Genomic DNA, 22,185 nt, shown 5'->3' on the forward strand with positions numbered 1-22,185 from the left:
GTTCTTGGAACCGCTCTTAGAGGCTACTGCCCCCTATTTCCCCTATTACTTGATCTCGTCCTCGTCGAAACCACGGGCCTTGAGGATGGCGGTTTTCCAGTCGTAGTCCTCGACGTAATCCTTGGCGATACCGGGGATCATCTTACCCTCGCCGGTCTGCTGCATCTTGAGGTGGTAGATCAGCACATCGTCGGTGAGATCCGCCAGTTCACCCTCAAACCCCGCCTCGCCAGCCAGCTTCACCAGCATCTGGGCCAGGTTCAGTTCCTGGTTCTTTTGCCAGACAGGTTCCAGCAGTTCAATCAGTTCATCAATACGGTGGCAAGACATCGGTACTCCTCTAACCCGAAGTGGGCCTGTCCTATGAATGGGTTTTCGGGCGGAATTATCCCCGCCTTGGGTCACGAAATACAGCGATTTTGTGCTGGCGATTGTGGCTATCGGTATTTTCGAACGAGATGGCGGGGATCCCTTTCCCGTTTCCTCTTAGCGCCCAAACCGCTGAGCCATGCCGGTCTCCAGCGGCCACTGCTGGTCGAACTGGGCCAGTAGGGCGGGATTACCATGGCGGGAGAGGGGCACCGCATGAAAACGGGTGCCCCGGTTTCGGGCGGCGTCGACCTTGGCCAGCCGCTCCGGTTGAAAACGGGGGGCGATGAAGTCGGACACCATCAGTACGTCGGCATTGGCAAACAGCTCCTGGTCCAGGCTCTCACAGGCCTCGTCGATGCAGGGGCCGGGATCCGTGCCGCCATGGAACTGGTAGCCGAGGAAGTCCCTGAGTTGGCTCAGGCCGTGGCTACCGGTCAGGTCGAAGGTGATTACCGAGGTGGAGAAGATCAGGATCCGGCAGTCGCGCCCATCCTGAACCGCCACCCGCGCCAGGGCCAGGGCGAGTGCCTTGGCACAGCGCTCCGGGTAGCCGCTCATGGATGCAGAGGTATCGATGCAGAGGATGAAGGGCCCCCCTTTCTCCAGCGCCTCACTGGGCCGGGCGCGAAAGACGTTCTTGACCCTGCCCGCCACCGGCTGTTTGCCACGCATCTGGTAGACCAGCAGTTGGGCGTCGATCAGCTGCTTGTAGAACAGCAGCTCCAACTCCTCACTGGAGAGCAGGGACATCGCCACCGCCAGCAAGCGGCCGAGATCTTTACCCTGCTGTACGCCTACCACCTCCTCCGGCAGGGGACTGGGTCGCACCTCCCGTTTGGGGCTGGCCTCCTTGACTCGGCGTACCCGCCCACTGGCCGAGGCATGGGCCATCTTGCCCAGTTGCTCGGCCAGGGTCTGGATCTGCGCCTGGCGGCTGAGCCAGTTGGCCAGCTGGTTGAGATCCCGACGCTGGCGGTTTGAGAGCGCCACATCCGCCATGTCCCAGAGTCGGCCCGCCTCACCGGTGGCCTGGACCGGGATCAGCTCACCCAGTGCCTGTGCGCCCTCCAACCTCTGGTAAAGGTCTTCCAGTAACTGCTCCCGCTGCTTGTCCAGCAGGGCCAGCTGGTCAGCCAGGTAGCGCTGCTCGACGCTGCTCTGCCACTGGTCCAGCATCGCTGCCTTAGCAGCTTCCCGCTGATGCAGCGGCAGGCTGCGCAGCTCTTCGGCGAAGCGGGGGAGCTCTTCAGCCATGGGGGAGTGGCCCAGCAGCACCAGCCGCGTCCCGTCCAGCTCCTCCAGGAACTGCTCGACGCTCTGGTTGCGGGCGGTCTCCAGTAGGCCGATCTCGGTACGGGCCTTGGTGGGCAGGGGCAATCCCTTGAGCACCGCCTCCAACTGCTGGCCCCAGCGTTCCAGCTCGTCATCCAGCGCTCTGGCCAGGCCGGTATGGTGGTGTAGCTGGCGCTGCTCCAGCTGTTCACGGGTTTGGTGTCGACGCTGCTGGATCAGGCGTCGCAGCAGACCGACCTGCTTCGCACCCAGGGTGCGTTCACTGGGCGTCATAGGCGCTCTGGATGGTCTGCCACAGCCGCTCCGCATCTGCCATCGACTGGCGCAGAGTCAGCATCTGCTCCGCCAGCTGGTCCAGGCTCTCCGTCACCATATCGGTCAGGTCGGTGTCGAGGAAGTTGTGGGGCACGGTGCGATTGAACTGTGCCCGCTGTTCCAGCAGTCGTCGCTCCAGTTGTTGGACCTGGACGGTTAGCCCCGCCAGGCTCTCCTGCCACTCCTGGCGGGTCAGACGGCTTACCGGCCAGGGCCCCAAGGCGCCGACCAGCAGCTCCCGGTTGGCGTTGTCCTTGAGGACCAGCCGCTGCTGAGCGTCCAGAGCGACTCGCAGCGGGTAGCTGCGGTTGTCGTGATCATTGATGAAGCCCGGGAGCGTGCCGCCCCCTTGGGCGATCCGTTTCTGCAGCTCGGTGGCCGAGATCCGCACCTGAGTGGTGGGCTCCTCCAACTCGGCGTGCAGGGGGGGCTGGCCGGTAAGTGGCAGCAGGATCACCATCTCGCCCACCCCAGCCCGGTTGACCAGAGTGGCTTCGTTGAGATCCAGCTCGTAGCGCTCCCCCCGAAGGGCAGCGGTACGGACGGTGCGGGGCACCAGTGCATCCGCCCTTTGGGCTGAGAGCCGGTCCAGCTCGGCGTGTAGGAACAGTAACTGCTGGCGCATCTCGCCCTGCTCGAAGGCCAGCTCCCTGGCATACTGGCTCATTGCCGCCTGCACCAGCTCACGGGTGGGTAGGTCCCGCCACAGGCAGTTGCGCAGGATAAGGATGTCCGTAGGGGAGACCGCCATGCGGCCGTTGTAGTAGGCGCTGGCCTTCAACAGCGCCACCGATTTTTTCCAGCGTCGATCCGAGATGTAGAGATCCAGCTCAGGGTGCTCCTCCTGGCGCTCCTCGACCAGCAGCTTGAGCTGGTAGATCTTCTCGAAGCAGCTTTCCGGCAGGGAGACCTGGTGTACCCCCTGCTGCCACTGGGCGTACTCCGATTCGGTGATCTTCAACCCATCGGGCACCGGATCGGCATACATGTCGGCATGGTCCGACACCATCACCTTGAAGTGCTGCTTCTGGGAGACCCGGTCGGCGTAGACCCGCAGCAGCATGCGATCGTAGAGCGGCTCCAGGCTGGAGTCCCCCTCCGGCAGCTCGTTGGAGGCGGTGATCAGTAGACGCATCGGCACCTTGAGGGTCTGGTTGCCGTTGCGGTATACCTTCTCATTGACCACGGTGAGCAGGGTGTTGAGGATCGCCGGGCCCGCCTTCCAGATCTCATCCAGGAACACCACGGTGGCTTCCGGCAGGTAGCCCTCGGTCAGGCGCACGTAGCGCCCCTCATCCTTGAGGGCCTGGATCGACAGGGGCCCGAACAACTCCTCCGGGGTGGAGAAGCGGTTCATCAGGTATTCAAAGGCGCTGCTCTCCTCGAAGGCGTGCATGATCCGCCTTGCTACCAGGGATTTGCCGATGCCCGGCGGGCCAAGCAGGAACACGCTTTCACCGGTGAGGGCCGCCAGCAGACAGAGTTTGAAGGCGCGGTCGCGCTCGTAAACGCCGGTAGAGAGCGCCTCAACCAGGCGAGTGATCCGCGTTGCCAGGCGGGGGTTGTCATCGTACATCTTTGATTACCATCAATTCATTTAACCCCAATCTACTGCCTGGGGATCCCTGTGGGCAAGGTTCCGGTGCCCATAAAACGGCAGAGGCCGCTGTGGTTCAGTGCAGCAGCCGTACCAGCAGACTGCCAGGTTCCCGCAGCGGATCCTCGTTGAGACTGAGGACGTAGCCTTCCTTGGGCGCATGATAGCGACGGCACTCGGCACCAAAGGCGTCGTACTGGATCGCCAGCAATGCCCCTGCCTGCACCTGTTGGCCCAGCGCCACCTGGGGTAGGGCCATCCCCCCGCACTCGGCACGGATGGTGGTGGTGCTGTTGCCCTCCACCGGGGTCTGCGGAGCCGGCAATGGCCGGGGAGAGAGCATCTTCAGGGACACCATCACCCGCTGGAGCCCCTCGACCGTGCGCTGGATCAGCGCCGGTTGCAGCCGCTTGCCGCTGCCCACCTCGACGGTGATGGTTGGGATCCCGGCACGGTTGAGTTCGGTCTCCAGTACCCCTTTATCACCGGGGTCGTTCAGCAATGCATCGGCGCCGAAAGTGCGCGCCATTGCGATCGCCTCCTTAATGCGACAGTCGGCGAACAGGTAGAGGGGGTAGGCGGCGCCCCGGGTCTGGGTATGCAGATCCAGCACCCGATCGGCGTTGCCTTGAAGCAGGTGACGCCAGATGGCATCCACGTAGCGTTCGGCGCTGTTGCCATCGGCCCGGCCGGGAAAGAGGCGGTTGAGGTTGGCGGGGGAACTGTCCGGATCCGCCGGCAGGAAATCCCGGGTGTGGCCCTGGATCCCCGGCAGGTTGAGCCCCGGCAGGATCACCAGTGAGCCGGACAGGGCATCGGCGTCGATCTCACGGCCAAGCTGCTGGGCGGCGACGATACCGTTAAGCTCATCGCCATGGGTACCGGCGACCACCCAGAGTCGGGGACCGGGCTGACCGCCCTTGAGGATCAATAGCGGGATCTGCCAGCTCTGGCCGCTGGCCATCGGCAACGGGGCGAAGCGGCAGGGATGGCGACCGGCGGGGAGGGCGTCGAGCTCGAGCCGCTCGATCAGCGGTGCCTGTTCAAAGGACATAGAGGGCCTCATTCGGGGTCAGAGTTCGGATGGATTGGGTTGGGTCGCAGGGCGGGATAGAGGTGGCCCGCCTGGATCATGGCGATCACCAGCCGTGCCAGGGTGGTGGCGTCCGCTTCGGCGTTGTGCTGTGGCTCGGCCGGAGTGACGCCGTAGGCCTGGGCCACCGAGTGCTGGGCGGCACGGTCGCGCTTGCTGCGGCAGAAACTGAATCGGTAGTAGTCGGCGAGGTTCATCAGGCCGTTATGAAAGGGGTAGGGCACCCCCTTGGCAACAAAATCCGGCTCCATCCAGGCCCGTTCGTCGCCCCAGGTGACCAGGGCGTTCCAGCGCTGGCCGACCCCCCACTTCTCCCGCAGCAGCCGGGTCACCTGCTCCAGCGGCAAGCCTCGCTTGTCCAGGGTGGCCTGGCTGATCCCGGTGAGCTGATAACAGAACTTACTCACCTCGTGGCGCTGGTTGCGAACGTAGTAGCTGCCGGTGCGGGTGACGGTCAGCTTTTCGGCGTCGATCTCCGCCAGGCCAAACTGGAAGATCTCCTGGGTTTGCTGGCGCTGAAACTCCGGGTCGTCCCAGCAGCTGAGTTCGGTATCGATGCAGATGATCCGCTTGGCCATGTGTTCCTCTTTGCAGACGTAAAGCAGGCTCACCCCATCACGGCGGTGAGCCTGCTTTATAGTATTTCCCGTTTTGTTGCTAAGACCAAGGGGCTTACTGGAAGTCCAGCAGCTCCGCCAGGATTACCGCTACCGAGGAGAGCGCCATCAGCAGCAGGACGAAACGCCAGACGAAGCGGGCCCAGTCGCCCCAGTCCACCCGGCAGACACCCAAGGTGGCCATCAGGGAGGCGGAGGTGGGGACGATCACGTTGGTGAAGCCGTCACCAAGCTGGAACGCCAGTACCGATACCTGGCGGCTGACGCCCACGAGGTCCGACAGCGGTGCCATCAGCGGCATGGTGAGGGCCGCCTGGCCGGAGCCGGAGGTGACAAAAAAGTTGAATACCGACTGGAACACCAGCATCAGCCAGGCGGAGAGGACCTCGGGCATCTCACCGATGGCATTGGCGGAACTGTTAAGCAGGGAGTTGAGGACGGTCGCTTCCCCGGGCTCTCCGCCGCCCAGCAGCAGCAAGATCCCTTTGGCACACCCCACCAGCAGGGCGGCTGGCAGCATGATCCCGGCCCCCTCTTTGAAGGCGTCGGCGACGTCGTTCATGGTCATCTGGTTGAGGCGGAACAGGACGCCGATGATCCCCGCCACCAGACCCATGGTGAAGAATTGGGAGGCGATCTCCGGGATGTACCAGGCGTTTGCCACGACTCCCCAGATCACCCAGACCAGGGTCGCCACCACGGTTAACATCACCAGGCTATCGCCCAGATTCCAGCGGCTGTTTGCCAGGGTTGTCATCGGTTGGTCCCGCATCGCCTGATCGCTGTGGTAACTGTGGGAGCGGGTGGGGTCCAGCTTGACCTTGCGGGCGTAGTGCATGGTGAAGGCGATCCCCACCAGGGTGAAGCCGATCCACAGGGGGATACGCACGCCGGCGCCGGAGAGCACCGGCACCCCTGCCACGCCCTGGGCGATGGCTACGGAGAAGGGGTTCATCCAGGAGGCGGCGAAGCCTACCTGGGTGGCCACGTAGGTCACCATCACGGTAGTGATGCCGTCGTAGCCGAGCCGGATCATCAGCGGCAGGATGATGATGGCGAAGGCCACCGCTTCCTCACCCATCCCGAATACGGCGCCACCGAGAGAGAAGAGGGTGAACATCACCGGGATGAACAGCGCCTCGTTACCCCGGGTTTTGTCGATAAGACGCAGGATCCCGTTGTCGATGGTGCCGGTCCGCATCACCACACCGAAGGCGCCGCCGATCACCAGCATGAACATGATCACGCCGATGGCGCTGCCCCACTTGGAGCCGGACACCAGCCCTTCGAACGGGAAGTTGAGCAGGCCCACTCCACCGCCGCCCTCGAACAGGACGATGCGGTTGTACTGGAGGGCGCCACTCTCATCGGTGGCGTAGGCGAAAGAGGCGGGATCGATCACCGTGCGGGTCTTTTCGACTCCGTCGGCAAGGTAGCTGACCTCCTGGCTCTGGAAACTGCCGGCGGGCACCAGGTAAGTGAGCACCGCGGCCAGGATCCCGACCATAAAGATCAGGATGAGGGTATCGGGCATCTGCCAGCGAGAGGCGGGCGCCGCAGTGGGCGAAGGGTTGGATTGGGTGCTCATCACAGACCCCGTGGTCGAATAGTTATTCTTATATTCTGCATAATGGCCTGGTCGAGGTTTCTGTGATTTGAATCACGCCTCTGCGGGTTCACGGCGGCGATGCTACCGCCGACAGGTTTAACGTCACGGGCGGTTCAAACTCACGCCATTTCACAGGGTTTTTCGTCCTGAAAACCCTATGGGCTCAACAAAGCGGGAAAACTTGAATCCTGGTCACACTTTTGTGGCGGTGCTGTCACTTTCTATCACAACCTCTCTGGTCAGCAAAGGATGTTACCCGTATCATCCCGCCGCAACAGAGTGGGTGCGATAGGCGTTACCCACCCTCTATGTGTCTAGATAAGGTGTTTTATGACTGAGTCCGCCACCCCGGAGAACGTAGGTTACCTGCTCTCTATTGCCGCCGGAGCGATTGTTCTGCTTCTGGTGTTCATTATGCGTTTCCGTATCCATGCCTTCGTATCCCTGACGCTGGTGAGTGTGCTGACTGCGCTGGCCACCGGCGTCGCCTATGACCAGGTGGTCCCCACCATGCTCGGCGGCCTCGGCGGGACCCTGGCGGGCGTTGCCCTGCTGGTCGGCCTGGGTGCCATGATCGGGGTGATCCTCGAAGTCAGTGGCGGTGCCCAGGTGCTGGCGGATACTCTGATTAACCGGTTTGGCAAAGAGCGTGCCCCCATGGCGCTGGGTATCGCCTCCCTGATGTTCGGCTTCCCGATCTTCTTCGATGCCGGCCTGATGGTGATGCTGCCGATCATCTTCACCGTGGCCAGCCGCTTTGGCGGTTCCGTGCTGAAGTACGCCCTGCCCAGTGCCGGTGCCTTCGCCGTGATGCACGGCTTCGTACCGCCGCACCCGGGTCCGGTGGCCGCCGCCGAACTGCTGGGTGCCAACATCGGGCTGCTGCTGGTGGTGGGTTTGCTGGTGGCGATCCCCACCTGGTATTTCGGTGCCTACCTGTTCGGCCTCTGGGCGGGCAAGCGATTCCAACTGCCGGTCACCAACGCCTTCCAGATGGGCGACCGTACCCCGCTGGCGGATGCAGACAAACCTAGCTTTGCCGTGGTGCTGGGGATCCTGCTGCTGCCGGTCCTGCTGATCTTCCTGGATACTGGTCTCAACACCCTGACTGTGATGGGGATGCTCGATGGCGGCGCCACCTGGGTTGAGATGGCCCGCATGCTGGGTAAGACGCCGGTGGCCCTGTTGATCACCTTGCTGGTGTGCCTGGTCTACTTCTCCCGCACCCATGGCAAAGATCGCCTGGAGAAGCTCTGCGGTGATGCCCTGGCGCCGATCTGCGCCGTGATCCTAGTAACCGGTGCCGGCGGCATGTTCGGTGGTGTCCTGCGTGCTAGCGGCATCGGCGATGCCCTGGCGTCCGTACTGTCCGATACCGGCATGCCGATCATCCTGGCGGCCTTCATCATCTCCACCCTGCTGCGCGTGGCCCAGGGCTCCGCGACCGTGGCCCTGACCACCACGGCGGCCCTGCTCTCCCCGACCGTGGCGGCGATGACCGGCTTGAGCCAGCTGGACCTCTGCTTCATCGTTATTGCCATCGCCGGTGGCGCCACCGTACTTTCCCACTTCAACGATTCCGGTTTCTGGCTGGTGAGCCGCTTCCTGCAGATGGATGAGAAGACCACCCTGAAGACCTGGACCGTGATGGAAACGCTGCTGGGGGGCATCGCCTTCCTGATCGTCGCCCTGGCCAGCATGGTGCTGTAAGTCACAGCGATCGACGACAACGGGCCGATGCGTTAACGCATCGGCCCGTTTTGTTTTGGCTGTCCGGAGGCGGAGGGTGCCGGGTGTCCTGAACTGTCGGGGCGGATAACTTTAGCCCTGTTAGCGGGAGAGGCGGTGAGACTTAGGCGGGCTGCAAAACCTGGTGGCTGAGGCTTCGGACATACGCTTTGGCTGCTTCGCGGAAACTGGCCATGTGCGGGGCTGTTACATGGGCATGAAGGGCCTCCATGCTCTCCCAGGTTTCCACCACAGTGACGGTGTCGGGACGCAGCGCTCCCTGGGTGGGTAGGCCCGACGGGATGTCCACCATAGGTGCGTAGGCCAGGCAACCCTGCTCGGCTTTGACCTGGGGCACGGTTTCGTTAAATGCATTCAGGAACTTCTCCCGGCATCCTGGCAGTAACTCAACGGTGGTGACGATATGAATCATTCCTGTTCCCTTTTGTATGTTGGATGGTGGCCCGGGCAAGATTGACTTGCCGCGTTCCGGGCTCTTGGCATTTCACATGGCTGTGCCATGCGGCCATGTCAGAGGGTTTTGGCACTCCCGAAGCGTGGCCGCCCGGGCTACTTAGCCTTCCAGTTTGGCGCGCGCTTCTCGGCGAAGGCACGGGCCCCCTCTTTGGCGTCTTCGGTCTGCATGAGCCAATGGAAATACTCGTTCTCCAGTTTGACGGCGTCGGGCAGCGGCATATCGAGACCCTGCATGACAGCAGCCTTCATTTTCTGTACCGCCAGCGGTGCACTCTTGACGATCTGGGCGGCGATCTGCTCGCACTTGGTCAGCAGTTGGTCCGCCGGAACCACATGGTTGACCAACCCGACGCGATGGGCTTCCCGGGCGTCGATCCGGCTGCCGGTAAAGAGCATCTCAAGTGCGATGCCCACCGGGATGACACGGGGTAACCGCTGGGTTCCGTGCCCGCCCGGTATCCAGCCAAGCCGGGCCTCACCCAGGCCGAACTGCGCGTCATCGGTAGAAACCCGGATATCGGCCCCCAATGCCTGCTCCAGGCCGCCGCCATTGCAGTGGCCCTGGATGGCCGCAATGATGGGTTTGGTCATGGTCAGAAGGCGGGGGTACAAGCGATCCACGAACCCTTCGGCGTCGGGAGACATGACCCACTTGATGTCAGTGCCGGTGCAGAATGCACGCCCCGCACCGCTGAGGATCCCAACCCGCAAGCTGGGGTCGTTTTCGAGCTCGTCCCACGCGTCCGAGATGGCGTTGTAGGTCTCACCGTCGCAGGCGTTCATCACTTCCGGACGGTTGATCCTGACGTGGACGATGCCACCGGCTTTTTCAACGATGACCTTAGTCATGATGCTTCCTTTTTCGTCTATTCCATTGACAGCTCCCCGCCGATGGCGGGGAGCTGTGACTGCGTCGCTTGAGAAGCCGGCGCTCTATTTATCGAACAGGCCAGAGGTTGCGATGGGGCGGACAAAACGGTGGGAGGAGTAGTCATCGTTGTTGAGGCTGAAGTAGACGATGACAAGATCCCGAGCGGGGGAGACGTAAAGCCCCTGACCCATCAGGCCGCCTTTCCAGAAGTCACCATCGCCCCAGACCAGATCCCATTGACGGCTGTGGCCTACGGCGTCGTCCGTGTTGAGGTATTGGGTGAAGCGGGTACCTGCGCCGTTCATAAAGACCTCACGGGCGCGGATCCCTTCCTGGGTACGCTTGAGGATCTCATCGGAAACCACCTGCTCAACCGCGATCTTGTTCCAGCTTGGGGTGTACAACATGCCAAAGCGTGCCATATCCCTGAGGTTGCTGGAGACCAGGCCGTGAGCGGCCGCGATGCCGTCCGGTGTCAGGTGCAGTTGCAGGGGGCCTTCGGCACCGATTTTGGACCAGACACGTCGATCGAAGAGTTGGTGCCAGCGCTCGCCCTCTACCGCCTCGGCCAGCACCACCAGTACCTGGGTCAGCGCAGAGGAGTATTCAAAGGCTTCACCGGGCTTGCCGCTTGCCTTGGTACTCTTGAGGACGTCGGTCAGCAGTTCGACTTCGCCGGTTTTCGGATGGGGGAACGCGAACTCAGCCTGGTACACACGGGTCGCGATATTGTCGGGGTCGAAACGGGACTCCGCGGTGTCGTTCAGGTCCATACCGCTGACCATGTCGAGCACGTCACGGGTGGAAACGCGGTCCCAGTCGGTCCCTTTCCAATCGGTAATGTACTTGGTGATAGGCAGGTCTTCATCGATTCTGCCTTCACTGATCAGCTGGTCGATCACCAGACTGGCGGTCGGTTTCGCGCAGGACATCCAGAGGTGGGCATCTTCGGCACGCATGCGGGGATATTTTTCGTAAACAATGTCGCCCTTGTGAATAACAAGGTAACCCTGCATGTAAGAGTCGGCGTGCGCCATGAACCGGTCGAGGCTCATCTTTCCGTGGTTCACGGTTTCCGCCTCCACCTTGCCCACTTCCGGCATGGGACGCTGGCCAAGTGGCATGACGGGCTGTCGTGATGGCAGCACTGCGGTATTCATGAACTCGGCCACGCGGGAGCTGAAATAGGCGGAGATATCCCCACCCCTGAACAGTTCACCGTAGCTGGTTTCCCGCGTCTTCTTCTCCAGCTCCATGGGGAATCCGTTGACGAACTCCTCGAGCGGGGTGCGATCCTGCGCCACGGTTGCCGTGGTAAATAGTGCGCCGGCAAGTAGCAGGCCGCACTGGTACGCCTTTTTCCCTGAGAGGGCTTTGGTCGGCATGAGTGACTCCATGTTCTGATAGGTCCTTGGTAGGGAGGAATCCCTAATCGTATTTCTTGAAGTTGGGTTTGCGCTTCTCGGCGAAGGCGGCCATGCCCTCACGTTGGTCGGGGGTGCCAAACAGTCCGTGGAAGAGGCGGCGTTCAAGTTTCAGTCCCGGGATCAGCGGGGTTTCCGCCTGCTGGTTCACGGACTCCTTGCCCGCCAGCACCGACAATCGAGGCTTGTTGGCAATGGACTTAGCGATCTGGACCGCCACCTCCAGGTGCTGGTTATCCTCGACGACCGAGGTGATCATCCCGAGTTGCTCGGCTTTCTCGGCGCTGATGGAGTCGCCGGTCAGGATGTAATACATCGCTTTGGCTTTCCCAATGGCTCGGGTCAAACGAGCCGGGCCCCCGGCACCGGGAATGACGCCCAGGCCAACCTCGGGCAGCCCGAACTTGGCGGTGGTATCGGCGATGACGATGTCGCACATCAGCGAGATCTCGGTGCCGGCACCGAAAGCAAAGCCTCTTACCGCAGCGATAACCGGCTTGCGCAGCTGGGCTATCTTGTCCATGTAGGAGGCCAGGTCGGTCCGGTAGGCGCTTTCGAAATCCTGTGACGCGATCCACTTCAGGTCCGCGCCGGCACAGAACGCCTTGTCCCCACCAGCCAAGATCATGCAGCCGATGCTGTCGTCGGCATCCAAGGCCATCAGCGCGTCGCTAAGCTCCCGGGCCACCTGCTCGTTGACCGCGTTCAACGCCTCGGGACGGGCGAGGGTCACGATGCCGACGTTGTCCCTGCGCTCCGTTTGTACGTACTTGAACTCACTCATATCGACGTATCCTTAAATCAATGCGTGCGGATGATTAGCGCGGTAAACCCAGAACCTGGGCTTCGGCCAGCGCCTGGATATCGGCTTCGCTGTAGCCCAGGGCTGTCAGCTCCGAGAGGGTATGTTCGCCGACGGCGGGCGGATTTTTCGGTTTCACCTTGCTGATCCCTTCAGCCTGGATCTGGATCGGGCTGTCGATCGTCCGCAAACCCTCGGTGCCTTCGACCTCCGGGAAGCAGCCATTGGCGACCATCTGTTCGTCAGCAACACACTCATGGGTGGTTTGCGCGACGCTGAAGTTCACGCCGAAGCTGCTCAGACGCGCCTTGATGGCGGTCACATCATGTTCACCGATCGCCCGCTGCATCTCGTCGAACAGCGCCTGGTTATTCTTGGCGCGCATCTGAGGTGTCGCAAAGCGCTCATCCTCCATGAGATGGGAGAGGCCCAGGGCGTCGAAGAGGTTACCAATATTGCTGGGGTTGAGCTCAAGGATGATGATGTAACGATCATCCCGGGTCTTGTAGAGAGCGCCGGTGACCGGATTGGGCCACTCGGTGCGACGGAACTTTTGCATCGGCGGAGCACCGGCCAGGGCGGCCTGCATCAGGCTTGAGTTGGCCCAGACACCGTTCTGCATCAGGGAAGTTGAGACCATGGAGCCTTGACCGCTGCGTTCACGGTGGAAGAGTCCGGCCATCACGGCACTGAACAGGCAGGTTGCCGTCCCCATGTCGCCGCCACCCACGGGCATCAGGATGGGATCCCCTCCCTTAGGACGCATCTCCTCCATCATGCCGCTGCGGGCGTAGAAGGCACCCATGTCGAAGCCGGGGGCATCCTTATCCGGGCCCACCTGCCCGAATCCGTTGATCCAGGCGAAGACGATCTTCGGATTGATCGCCTTGATGTCTTCGTAGGTGTGCTTGAGCATCTCCTGTACCTTGCGCGGTGAGTTGGTCAGGAAGACGTCCGCGGTGGCCACCAGTTTGTTCAGCGCTTCCTGGGCCTCGGGCTTCTTGAGGTTCAGGGCAACCGATTTCTTGGTGCGGTTCTGGATATAGGTCGTATAGGGGATGTCACTCGGCGGCATGCCGTGCACCTTGTGCCCATAACGCCAGAGATCGCCGGTCAGTGGTTCGATCTTAATCACCTCCGCCCCATGGTCGGCGAGGATAACAGTTGCAGACGGAGCCGCCGCCATGGAGGCGACCTCAATGACTCTAATGCCGTCCAGAATTCCTTTCATTTTCTTCTCTCTCCAATCTGCTCGGTTGAGCTATTCACTATTATTTCCACGCGGCCATCGGGCACGCTTGTTATGAGGGGACAGGTTCATCTCATCTTAATGGCAGACGTTAAGTTGTCCTTCCTCGTCGTGCTACGGCACTGTCTGCCCGGGCCTTGGAAAACCTGAGTACCTTGAATTTCCCCCCCGGGGTGCGGTTATTCGGCGTTACGCTTCTTCACGAACAGCACGTGGTGGGCAACACAGACGACTTCGTCGTTCTGGTTGGTGGTGACCTTCTCTTCGGTGATCAGCCCATGGGTGGGGAGTTTGGGGTGATCCTTCTTCTCGATGATGGTCACCTTGACCTTGATAGTGTCCTGCGCAAAAACCGGGTTTGGAAAGCGTATTTTATCGTAGCCGTAGGACATGCCGTGGGGGTTAAGCGGCTCGCCCTGCAGACAGAGGCCGGTCGTGATGCTGAAGGTCGCATTGCCATGAGCGATCGGTTTTTTGAAGGGTTGTGTTTTGCACCACTCGGCGTCGGTATGGTGCGGCATCCAGTCGCCGGAATGCATTGCGTGCATCACGATGTCCGTTTCTGTGATGGTTCGGGCACCGGTGGTGCGGGTTTCACCGATCTCAAAATCTTCAAAAAACTTCGCCTTCTCTTGCATCTGTCTGTCCTTTTCTTATCTGAATGCAACCTTGGTGGGTCGCGGGACCGCCCTCCGACTGCGATTGGAACTGGCCTTTGGCGAGGTCCTTCTCAGCGTCGGTTCGGTCGAACGAAGGCGCATTATTCCAACGCTTTATTCGAGCGTGCTTGATATGAGCAGACAAGCCTGACACAGGGTCTTAAACAAATCTTCACAGATGTCCCCTCGGAACAAGCGCTGGCTCAAATTTTGGCGTGATAATGCGACGTCGAAACAGTCAACTGGAGGACGAATCATGGCCGATAGAGCTAAAGCACTGGAACTGCTGTGCCAGCGCGTACTGAGCACCCGAGAACAAATTGGTGACGCATGGGCGCACAATGCGGATCCTGAAACAGGTAAGTGGAATACCGTTCCCACCGGGGATTGGGTTGATGGGCACTGGATTGACATGCTGCGCATGACCGGCGAGTTGCTGGACCGCCCTGAACTGATTGAAGAAGCGTTCCGTCGCACCGAAACCATCCGCTACAAGCTGGAGCTGGATGACATGTTCCGCGGCCACCGTTTTGCCTACTCCGCAGCGCGTCTGTACAAGGCCACCGGTGACAAGAACATGCGTACCCTGGCCCTGGCAGCCGCCTGGGCGCTGCGCTCCAGCGCTAACAAGGGCAATGGCGCAATGCCGGTAGGCAGCCAGTGCCAGGTGTTGGGTGCCGTTGAGTTCGCGGACGATGTGGCCAAGGGCGCCCTATCCCGTAACACCATCTGCGTCGATAACGTTCACCCGCCCCTGATCCTGGATTGGTGGGCCTGGAAAGAGACCGGCGACGAAACCTTCCTAGTGGGTGCCGAGCGTATGCACAAGGTGTTGGAGGAGCACTTCATCCGTGAAGATGGTTCCACCATCGAAAACATCATGTTCGACTGGGAAACCGGCAACCTGATTGCTGAACTGCCCACCCTGCTGGGGTACGCCGATGACTCCTGCTGGACCCGTGGTCAAGCCTGGGCAATCGCGGGCAGCTTCTGGGCCTATGAGCACACCCGCAACACCCACTACCTGAAAGTGGCTAAAAAGCTGTTTGACTACTGGTGGGACAGAGTCGGTGCAGAGGTACCGAAGTGGGACTTCAATGATCCGAACCCGGACGCGCCTCTGGATACCTCTTCCTCGGCCATCGTCTGCTCCGCACTGGCGCGCCTTGCGGTGCTGGATCCCCAGCCGGAGGAGGTGAAGCCGTTTACCGATCGCCTCGACCCGATGCTGGACAACCTGTGCAAGCACCTGACGCCCATCGATGGTAATGATGAGCGCCCTGTGGGCATGCTGTTGAACGGCTGTATGAATGGCCGTAAGAAGGTTGCGGAAAGAAACGAAACCATCTGGGGCGACTTCTACCTGATGGAAGCCCTCTACTGCCTGGAGAAGAAGGGCCTGGCCAGCTAATTGCCGGCCTCGACCCTAAGTGCCCATCAGCCCGGCTGAGCGTGTTAATCCTGGCCTGCGGTGACGCAGCCACCGCTCGCCGGCGCTGATAACAAAGTGCCCGCCATCTGCGCTTTTGCCCTTTTTCGCCATTCGGCGGGGGAAAGCCGGTGGCGGGTTTTGAATGCGTGGGAAAAGCTGCTCAGCTCGCTAAAGCCCAGTATGTCGGCGACCGTGGTCAACGGAAGCTCTGAATCCTGCAGGTAACGCTCCGCCATATCCAGCCTAACCTCGGCTTTCAACTCTCGGAAGGTCGCCCCTTGGCGGCTCAGCTCTCTTTGTAACGCTTTGGGGTGCATCGACAGTACCTCGGCAAGTCCCGCCTTGTTGCAGTCAGCCCGGTGTATTCTCTGCTCAATCAATAGCTTAACTCTTGAACGGAAGTCCTCCTGGCGTTCATATTCATCCTCCATCGCCAGAATCTGCCTGTTCAGCTGGCCAAACAGGCTGCCATCACGCTGGGCAAGATCGCCCGCCAGGTCGGCAGCGGGGAAGTAGATCCGATTGAATTCGCAGTTGAACTCCACCTTGACCCCAAAGAAGCGGTCGTAGGCCTGGCTGTCGGCGGGAGCGGGGTGAATGAAGCCAACAGCGGAGGGGCGCCAACTTTTACCACACAGCGCTTTAATGCCCGCTAACATAGCGCAGGTACTGTAGACCGCCCACTGGAAGATCGGCACATCGCTGGGCAATCGGTCGGAGCGGGTCAGCACGGCGTGGGCCCCTTCAACATCCAGTTGCCACAGAACCCCTCGGTTGTGCAGGCGCAGGTGTCGGGTGGCGGTCTGCAACGCCTGCTCCAAGGTTTGGCAGTGTGAAACCAGCGGCCATAACAACCCCAGCTGAAACACTTTTCGCCGTGCCCCCAGCCTCAGGCCGAAATCCCTGCTCTCCAGCTCCTGGGACGCAATGTTCAGTAAGGCGGCGACGGTGGCGCAGGGCACCATATGGTCCGGGTTCGCGATCAGGGCCGGTGTCAGGCCCACGCTACGATACATGGGCTTGGGATCACCGCCCAGTTCCCGCACCAGTTCATCAAAGCCCCCGAGAATGGCGCTGCGCACCAACAAGGTTTCCGTGTTCATTCCTCTTCCCCCTGTTTGGTTCGCAGGACAGCGATAAAACGACATCGGGCAGTATGAGTTGGGTGTGAAAGCGCGCCGCCGGGGTCGACTGAAATTTGTTGGCGTCGACGCAAGCAAGCGGATTGTTGTCCGCGGGCAATACGACTCCAGACCGGCGAAGCAGGGGCGTGGGTCAGCCTGCCATCGGCGACGTGGGTGTCATGGCGGGCAGGCGCACCGTAACGACAGGAGGGGGAGTTGGAGATAAAACCAAAGAGGGAAGCGGGCTTGTTGCGCCCCGGGGGTTTACTGACATCCATTTTCTCACTTTCCATTTGGTCAAAACGTCACAGGCAGGAAGGAGGCCCCGGTCTTTGACGCTGGACGATGATCCCAATCCGGTTGAACCTTGGACGGCCTCACCGAGGGTGGCTCCCTAACCCCTTGCGGTGTTTTTCTTTCCGGCGCCGGAGCACCGCCCCCAAACCCTAATTAAATACGGCCATCGGCGCAATTCTTTCCCGGTACTTTGCGGGCTTATAAAAAGTCCGCTTACCAAGACAGTGGCCTTGATATGGCGGGTTTCAGGGTGGGCCAGGTGAAGTTGGAAGAAGGGTTGACCGGCGGTGGGTTGCTCTGTGGAGGCTCTGCCAGTCCGGCGGGCTTCAGCCCAGGCTTGATGGGGAAGCGTGCCGCCGGCCGCGAAGTGGCGGCGGCACTGAAGCGCCCGTGGAGGACGTTGCTGGTCGCTACTGGAACTCAGGTGGGAACTGCTTGAACCACTCCTTTTCGCTCACGGGGGTGAAGCGTCCCTTCTCCTCGACGGGGTAACGGATCGGCTGGCCGGCGTAGACCCCCTGGATCTCGGAGTCGCGTAACGCAACCTTGCCATTGACCACGACGTAGGGGATCCCGGTGGTCGGCAGGCCCTGCTCTTTGGCCTTGAAGGTGGCGTTGTCTGTCACCTTGGCCGGGTCAAACAGGGTCACGTCGGCAACCATCCCCTCCTGGAGGCGGCCACGGACCTGCATCGACGCCACACCCGCATCACCGAGATGCTTGGCCGGGTAGTAGGTCATGTTGGCGAGGACATCCATCAGTGGGATGTCGTTCTCCCGGGCCATGCGAAGCACGGTGCCCCGGGTGCCCGCGATGCGCGGATGCCCCTCGTACTCTTCGAAGGGGGTATCGAGCGACTGTGGCCCCTTGAAGCTGTAGTTACCATCGGAGGCGACGGTCATCCCCGGGGTTTTGATCCATTCAATGATCCAGGGTTTGCGGTAGGCAAAGAATCCAACCACCAGGCGGCTCGGCTGATTCTTGGCGACATCGACAAACTCCTCTTTGGTGTAGAAGCGATCGAGCTGGGGATCGTAGATGCCACCCTCATCCGGGCTGCTGCCGTATTTGTTTCCGCCCTCCTCGTAGAGCTCCGGTTGGAGGAATTCCGCCGAGGCGAATGTAGCCAGGGCCATATAGGGGTACATCTCCGACCACATGTTCAGCCCGGCAGCCCGGGCGGCAGCCAGCTTCTGCTCGATCTCGTACCAGCCATAATCCACATTGTGCTGGTAGAGCAGCGGGGCCTGCAGTGCAAAGGCGTTGGAGAACACCTCATCAAACCCCGTAGGGTGCTCAACCGGTGTGACGGCGCTGGGATAGAAACGGGCGTGGAAGGCGCTCAAGCGGCCGTAGTTTGCCGCGGCTTTCTGCACCAGGAACAGTTCATAGGTCGTCACGCCGGTACGCATGTAGCCCACGGTTGAGCCGACCCCCAGCGCACCCTGGCGCAGCTCCTCGTCGAGCCTGGCGGTGATCCTGTTCACCTCTTCCCGAGAGCTTCGGGTGACGGAGTGGCCGGGCACCCCATCCTTGACCGCTTCATCGATCAGCGGGGCCATGTTGAGGACATCCAGCGGGCCGGAGAGATCCACAACGGTCTGCTCCGCCATCTCCTTGGCATCGTGTACAAGCAGCCTCACCGCGTGGTGGCTGGCCGTGGTGCCGTAGTTAAACATCTGGTTGCCTTCGCGGGCCTGATACCACTTGTCCACGTTCAGCGCGCCCAGCTCCAGGTCCATGGCCGTTGTGACCCCGTCCCTCAGGGCCAGCTTAAAGCCCAGGGCGTCGAGCCCATGCCAGTGGGTGTCGATGAACCCGGGCGCTACCACCAGGCCCTCGGCGTCGATGGTATCGGCTCCGGTGATTGCCTCTTCGGTGATCACCTCGATACGACCGTCCTTGATCCCCACGTTGCGTTGCGCATCGAACTGGGTTTCCGGGTCCATCACCCGGCCATTGAGTATCACCAGGTCGTAATCCTGTGCGGCGGTGGCAGAGGCCAGTCCAAGCCACAGCGCAGGGGCAAGGAGTTTAGGGGCCAATCGTTGCCATTTCATTTTGCTCATCCTGTATCACTTTCCTTTTTTCAGTTATTTCCGTTCAACTGACCCCCAAGGTAACAACCTTTTAGTGGCTCGAGAACAGCGTTTAACCGGTTTTCCTGAATGCCATTAAACGCAAGGTATCGAGCGGACTCGCTGGCGGGTTACGGTCATCGACGTATCACAACACAGCGTCAGCGCCGTTCTCAGTGCTCATCATCGGGCCAAAAATGAAAAATGGAGGGCAAGGGTACATAAACCCTTGCCCTCCAAGCTTTCACCTCAGTGCCATGGCGGCTGTGCTTCGATGGTGGCAACCGCAACCGCAACCGCAACCGCAACCGCAACCGCAGCATGCACTAGAGCGTATTTTTGTAGATCTTGCCGTCCTTCATGATCAGGTCGAAGTTGTTCTCGGGATCCGCAACCAGGTTTAAATCCTCCAGCGGATTGCCATCAACCAGGATCAAGTCGGCATAGGCGCCCGCTTTCAACACCCCCAAAGGCCCCTCACGGTAGGGGTGTCTCGGGCCTGATAGCTCCATCAATGCCGCATTGTCCGAGGTCGCCATCTTCAGGGCTTCGTAGGGGGTAAACCAGCGGCTGAGCTTGGCCAGCATCTTGCCTTGCTTGGCGGCGGCTTCGGCACTCATAAACAGGTCGGTTCCGAAGGCGATCTTCACCCCCAGTTGTTTGGCCGACGCATAGACGGTTTCCGTTCCCTTGGTCACCTCAACAAACTTGCGGTTGGACTCCGGATTGGGGAACTCTTCGGCATCCTCGTCGTTCAGGATCGGCTGAATGCTCAGCCAAACATCGTTCTTCTTCATCATCTTGAGGGTGTCACGGCTGATCAGCATGCCATGCTCGATACTTTTTACGCCCGCTTTCACCGCCATCTGCACCGCATCGTCGGTAAAGATATGGGCGCCGACGTAGCTGTTGTAGCTCTCGGCCACATCGACGATCGCTTTCATCTCTTCGAGGGAGTATTGGCGGGCATCGATAGGATCATAGGTGGATGCGACGCCCCCGCCGCCGGCAATCTTGACCTGGGTAGCACCCATCATGAAGGCCTCACGAGCTCGCTGTCGAACCGCGGGAACGCCATCGGCGACGGCGTTCATCCCGACGCGTCCCCAGTAATCGATGACGCCCGCCCGCTCCGGCACCTGGTTGGGCAGTCGGTAGTCGAAATGGCCCCCGGTCTGGCTGATCATCGGGCCCGCAGGGAGGATGCGCGGTCCAACGACCACACCAGCGTCGATCAGCTTCTTCAGGCTGAAGGCGTTTCCACCCATGTCACGAACCGTGGTGAAACCTCGCATCAGGGTCTTGGGTGCTGCGAGCGTCATCCGGATCCCAACTTCGTACGCGTCCCCGTACAGGATTGAGGTCATGGGGAGCTCCGCCAACGCCATATGCCAGTGCATATCCGTCAACCCCGGGATCATGGTTCGGCCACCGCCATCGATGACGGTGGCCCCCTCGGCGTCGATAGGCTCGGAGGAGACCGCGGCGATCAGGTTGTTTTCAATCAAAACGTTAGCGTTCTCGATCCGTTTCTCATGGACACCGTCGAACACATGCACATTGGTAAACAGGGTCTTGCTCGGGGCGTCTTGGGCAAACACGGCCGAGACACTCAGGCTCAGTATTAAGGCGCACACTCTCATCAGCATTGTCATTCCCTCGTCTCTGGTATTGAGCTGTCAGTTTATTTGGTCAGCCTGGGCGCCATTGGTACACCACTCCAGACACCCAAATCGAAACGGCTCCCCTTCATGGCAGAAGGGGAGCCGCTGGTTACAACGTGTTTTTGTAGATTTTCCCATCCTTCATGATCAGATCGAAGTTGTTTTCCGGGTCCGCAACCAGGTTCAAATCTTCCAGCGGATTGCCATCGACCAGAATCAAATCCGCGTAGGCGCCCACGGTGATCTCTCCCAGCGGGCCCTCGCGGTAGGGGTGGCGTGGCCCGGCCATCTCCATCATCTCCGCATTGTCCGAGGTGGCCATCTTCAGGGCTTCGTAGGGGGTAAACCAGCGCGACAGCTTACTGAGCAACTTACCCTGTTTGTCGGCCATCGCCGGGTCCATCAGGGCATCGGTGCCGAACGCGATTTTGACGCCAATCTTCTTGGCAAGCTGGTAGACGTTCTCCGTTCCCGCTGTGGCTTTCAACCACTTATTGGTGGATTCCGGGTTGGGAAAAACCATGCGATCTTCATCGTCCACCAGTGGCTGGGTACTTAACCAAACGCCGTTCTTTTTCATCAATTTCAGGGTGTCGCTGCTGAGCAGCATGCCATGTTCAATGCTCTTGATGCCCGCTTCTACGGCCATCTGAACCGCCTCGTCGGTAAAGACGTGGGCGGCGACATAGCTGTTGTAACTTTCGGCCACATCAACGATCGCTTTCATCTCCTCGAGAGAGTACTGGCGCACATCGAGTGGGTCGAAGACTGAGGCGACGCCTCCACCGGCTGCGATCTTGATCTGGCTGGCGCCCATACGGAACACCTCGCGGGCGCGTTTGCGCACTTCAGGCACGCCATCGGCGACGACGAAGAAGCCGGTTCTGCCCCAGTAATCCAGTGAGCTCTCGGCCGGGATGTCGTGGGGTAGCCGATAGTCATAGTGGCCCCCCGTCTGGCTCAGGGGCGGCCCGGCCACCAGCATACGCGGGCCCACGATCACCCCGGTATCGATCAATTTCTTGATGGCGAAGCTGTTGCCACCAATGTCTCGTACGGTGGTGAAACCCCGCATCAGGGTGCGCTCAGCCGTTGGCACCGCCCTGGCCGCGATCTCATAGGCGTCGCCGGTCAGGATGGTAATCTGCGGCACCTCTGCCATGGTCATGTGCCAATGGACATCGGTTAATCCGGGGATCAGGGTTCGTCCGCCACCATCAATCACCGTGGCGCCATCAAGGATCACCGCTTCTGTGGAGACGGCGGAAATCAGGTTTCCAGTGATCACGACATTGGCGTTTTTGATCAGTGCTTCATTGACGCCATCAAAGACGTTCACATTGGTGATGATGGTTTTGGGCTTGGCTGCTACCTCGTCAGCCACCGCAGGCGAAGCGATAAGGAGTGCCAGAAGTGAACCAGTAAGAAGGTGTAGGAGTTTCTTCATGTTCGGCTCCGGATGTCAGGGAGGTATTTACAGGATA

Annotated in this window: 18 protein-coding genes; 2 read left to right on the forward strand and 16 right to left on the reverse strand. The window is 60.6% G+C overall.

The features are described from left to right. Positions 1–45: 45 nt before the first annotated feature. The 6 genes from ABD997_RS10080 to yfcC form a co-directional block, all read right to left on the reverse strand. On the reverse strand, positions 46–330 hold the full coding sequence (locus ABD997_RS10080; protein ID WP_345316885.1) for a YihD family protein: 285 nt from the start codon (positions 328–330) through the stop codon (positions 46–48). A gap of 156 nt (positions 331–486) precedes the next feature. Then, positions 487–1,938 carry a VWA domain-containing protein gene (locus tag ABD997_RS10085; protein WP_345316886.1) on the reverse strand — a complete coding sequence of 484 codons (1,452 nt, stop codon included), beginning with the start codon at positions 1,936–1,938 and terminating at the stop codon, positions 487–489. Continuing rightward, positions 1,925–3,556 carry an AAA family ATPase gene (locus tag ABD997_RS10090; protein ID WP_345316887.1) on the reverse strand — a complete coding sequence of 544 codons (1,632 nt, stop codon included), beginning with the start codon at positions 3,554–3,556 and terminating at the stop codon, positions 1,925–1,927. The genes ABD997_RS10085 and ABD997_RS10090 overlap by 14 nt, the downstream gene beginning before the upstream one ends. 97 nt (positions 3,557–3,653) lie before the next feature. Then, a complete protein-coding gene (locus ABD997_RS10095; RefSeq protein WP_345316888.1) occupies positions 3,654–4,631 on the reverse strand; it encodes a succinylglutamate desuccinylase/aspartoacylase family protein in 978 nt (325 codons plus the stop codon). 8 nt (positions 4,632–4,639) lie between these two features. Next, positions 4,640–5,248 carry an exonuclease domain-containing protein gene (locus ABD997_RS10100; protein ID WP_345316889.1) on the reverse strand — a complete coding sequence of 203 codons (609 nt, stop codon included), beginning with the start codon at positions 5,246–5,248 and terminating at the stop codon, positions 4,640–4,642. A gap of 94 nt (positions 5,249–5,342) precedes the next feature. Further along, positions 5,343–6,875: a putative basic amino acid antiporter YfcC gene (yfcC, locus tag ABD997_RS10105; protein WP_345316890.1), complete on the reverse strand. Its 1,533-nt coding sequence runs from the start codon at positions 6,873–6,875 to the stop codon at positions 5,343–5,345. A 351-nt stretch (positions 6,876–7,226) separates the two neighbouring features. Between yfcC and ABD997_RS10110 the strand changes: the two genes are divergently transcribed. Then, positions 7,227–8,606 (forward strand): GntP family permease, encoded by a 1,380-nt coding sequence (locus ABD997_RS10110; RefSeq protein WP_345316891.1) that lies wholly within the window; start codon positions 7,227–7,229, stop codon positions 8,604–8,606. Between the two features lie 142 nt (positions 8,607–8,748). Here the strand turns inward: ABD997_RS10110 and ABD997_RS10115 are convergent, their stop codons facing one another. From ABD997_RS10115 to ABD997_RS10140, 6 genes are all read right to left on the reverse strand, one after another. Next, positions 8,749–9,057, reverse strand: coding sequence for a putative quinol monooxygenase (locus tag ABD997_RS10115; RefSeq protein ID WP_345316892.1), 309 nt, complete (start codon positions 9,055–9,057; stop codon positions 8,749–8,751). Between the two features lie 137 nt (positions 9,058–9,194). Then, positions 9,195–9,950 (reverse strand): enoyl-CoA hydratase/isomerase family protein, encoded by a 756-nt coding sequence (locus tag ABD997_RS10120; protein ID WP_345316893.1) that lies wholly within the window; start codon positions 9,948–9,950, stop codon positions 9,195–9,197. An 84-nt stretch (positions 9,951–10,034) separates the two neighbouring features. Further along, a complete protein-coding gene (locus ABD997_RS10125) occupies positions 10,035–11,357 on the reverse strand; it encodes a serine hydrolase domain-containing protein (RefSeq protein WP_345316894.1) in 1,323 nt (440 codons plus the stop codon). A 43-nt stretch (positions 11,358–11,400) separates the two neighbouring features. Beyond that, complete coding sequence (locus tag ABD997_RS10130) at positions 11,401–12,180, reverse strand: enoyl-CoA hydratase-related protein (protein WP_345316895.1); 780 nt, start codon at positions 12,178–12,180, stop codon at positions 11,401–11,403. 34 nt (positions 12,181–12,214) lie between these two features. Beyond that, on the reverse strand, positions 12,215–13,429 hold the full coding sequence (locus tag ABD997_RS10135; RefSeq protein ID WP_345316896.1) for a CaiB/BaiF CoA transferase family protein: 1,215 nt from the start codon (positions 13,427–13,429) through the stop codon (positions 12,215–12,217). A gap of 197 nt (positions 13,430–13,626) precedes the next feature. Then, positions 13,627–14,085: a MaoC family dehydratase gene (locus ABD997_RS10140; protein ID WP_345316897.1), complete on the reverse strand. Its 459-nt coding sequence runs from the start codon at positions 14,083–14,085 to the stop codon at positions 13,627–13,629. Between the two features lie 277 nt (positions 14,086–14,362). Here ABD997_RS10140 and ABD997_RS10145 point away from each other — a divergent pair, with 277 nt between their 5' ends. Then, entirely contained in the window at positions 14,363–15,517 is a 1,155-nt protein-coding gene (locus ABD997_RS10145; RefSeq protein ID WP_345316898.1) for a YyaL domain-containing protein, read from the forward strand. A gap of 44 nt (positions 15,518–15,561) precedes the next feature. Here the strand turns inward: ABD997_RS10145 and ABD997_RS10150 are convergent, their stop codons facing one another. The 4 genes from ABD997_RS10150 to ABD997_RS10165 all read right to left on the reverse strand — a co-directional run bounded on the left by ABD997_RS10150 (position 15,562) and on the right by ABD997_RS10165 (position 22,148). Further along, positions 15,562–16,641 carry an AraC family transcriptional regulator gene (locus tag ABD997_RS10150; RefSeq protein ID WP_345316899.1) on the reverse strand — a complete coding sequence of 360 codons (1,080 nt, stop codon included), beginning with the start codon at positions 16,639–16,641 and terminating at the stop codon, positions 15,562–15,564. A 728-nt stretch (positions 16,642–17,369) separates the two neighbouring features. After that, complete coding sequence (locus ABD997_RS10155) at positions 17,370–19,028, reverse strand: amidohydrolase family protein (RefSeq protein WP_345316900.1); 1,659 nt, start codon at positions 19,026–19,028, stop codon at positions 17,370–17,372. Between the two features lie 335 nt (positions 19,029–19,363). Next, the gene (locus ABD997_RS10160) at positions 19,364–20,686 is read right to left on the reverse strand and encodes a metal-dependent hydrolase family protein (protein WP_345316901.1); all 1,323 of its coding nucleotides are present in this window, start codon (positions 20,684–20,686) and stop codon (positions 19,364–19,366) included. A gap of 124 nt (positions 20,687–20,810) precedes the next feature. Continuing rightward, positions 20,811–22,148, reverse strand: a complete 1,338-nt coding sequence (locus ABD997_RS10165; protein WP_345316902.1) for a metal-dependent hydrolase family protein — start codon at positions 22,146–22,148, stop codon at positions 20,811–20,813. Positions 22,149–22,185: the final 37 nt, after the last annotated feature.

The sequence above is a fragment of the Ferrimonas gelatinilytica genome, from assembly GCF_039544205.1.
GTDB lineage: Bacteria > Pseudomonadota > Gammaproteobacteria > Enterobacterales > Shewanellaceae > Ferrimonas > Ferrimonas gelatinilytica.